Consider the following 1,836-nt stretch of genomic DNA (forward strand, 5'->3'; position numbering starts at 1 on the left):
GAGCGGTAGTTCAGTTGGTTAGAATACCGGCCTGTCACGCCGGGGGTCGCGGGTTCGAGTCCCGTCCGCTCCGCCAACATAAAGACGAAAGCCTCTACAGCAATGTAGAGGCTTTTTTCGTTGTGATAAGCCCTAGCAACTCTTATAAGTAAAGAGTGCTAGGGCTTTTTCGTATTTGAATTTTGAGTGCTTGTGATGTAAATAAATTTGGTACTTAGCAAAAGAAATTTGCTAAAGGAGTGGTAGTTCAGTTGGTTAGCCTCTTTGTTAAAGAAATAGTCGGCCTGACTCGCGTGCCGAAGGTACACGGGTTCGAGTCCCGTCCGCTCCGCCAACATAAAGACGAAAGCCTCTACAGAAATGTAGAGGCTTTTTTCGTTGTGATAAGCCCTAGCACTCTATGTTTATAAGAGTAGCTAGGGCTTTCTCATGTTTGGAATTTGAAGTTTGCAGGTATCGCAGCCGTCCCGTCCAGCAGTGCCCATGTGTAATGCCAATCGAAGTCAAAATATGATCTAATACCAATGGCATTAAAAGTTTGATCTAAATAGAGGCCACTAGATGAAATGGATTATCAATGCACTCCTCTAATGACTTTAAGCTGCTAGTCAAGCAGACCAAAAATGCTACATTAAGAAATTCGTTATTTAGCGCAGTATCAGGGCAAGCTCGGACTCAAACGGCACAAATATTGGGTGTCGCAACAGGAAGCGTAAATACTTGGGTTAAGGTCTATCTTTCTAATGGCCTTGAGGTGCTTAATAGTCAGCCAAGAGCGGGTAGAACATGTAGCCTAACTGAGTCGCAGTTAGCTGAATTACTCAGTTTATTGAAAGCATTCGGTTAAAGAGTGTGCTATCCGCCTAGTTGCTGATGATGTCAGGTTCTATATATCTAGGGGAATTAGTGTGGATTATCAGCTCCATAATGTTTATCGCACGCTCAAGACGCTTTTAAAAAAGCTCCTGCTGGAAACGAACCTTAACACCCTGGGCACTTTCCACTTGATCGCGTTGATGTTTGGTTTCAAGATGAAGCCCGCTTTGGTCAGCAAAACCAAACGACACGTCTATGGGCAAAAACAGGTACACTACCTAGGTAGTGAAACAGCAACTGTTTGAATACGGGTATTTATTTGATGCTGTATGCCCAAGTGCAGGCCAAACAGAAGCCGTAATTACACCTTTGGTTAATTAAAGATGCGATGACATTTCACCTGAAGCAGATTTCGCAAACGACCCTAACCGGGCGACAAGCACTTGTGGTTATTGACGGAGCCGGCTGGCATACGATGGATGTTGCACTGTCCTGTAGTAATTTATCTTTGCTTAAATTGCCGCCTTATTCATCAGAATTAAACCCAATAGAGTAAGTTTGGTAGTGGCCAAGGCTGAGGCGCTTATCTAATAGAACGTTCTCAGGTTTTGAAGACATTGTTGAGTGAGTCTCTATAACGTGGAATACCTTTATCTCAGATCCAAATAGGGTCAAAAGCTTGTGCTGGAGAGATTGGATTAAATAAGCCAATTAGTTAAAGCTGTGGGTATCAATTACTTGTCTCTCCTAGCCGATTACTCTACAGGTCATGTTGCCAATGCTGATTATATTAATTCACTAGTTAACGGCTTAACTAAACTAAGCGCTATCACAAGCCTAATGAATGCTTAAAAAATCATGGGGAACGGGGTGGGTTTAGCCTGTTTATTACACGTATCGTTTGATAACTATGCGGTTGATTCAGTTATTCTAATTTAATTAGTAAACCCTCTTGCGCTGATCTCAAATCTCCCTATAATGCGCATCCACTGACACGGCACAGCAGGCCATTCGCTCTTA

The 1,836-nt window shown here is 43.0% G+C and carries 1 pseudogene; it reads left to right on the top strand.

The features are described from left to right. The first annotated feature begins 577 nt into the window (after window positions 1-577). Window positions 578-1,522, top strand: a pseudogene (locus ACVBIL_RS20540) (IS630 family transposase). Window positions 1,523-1,836: the final 314 nt, after the last annotated feature.

It is taken from the genome of Shewanella sp. 125m-7, from assembly GCF_052977045.1.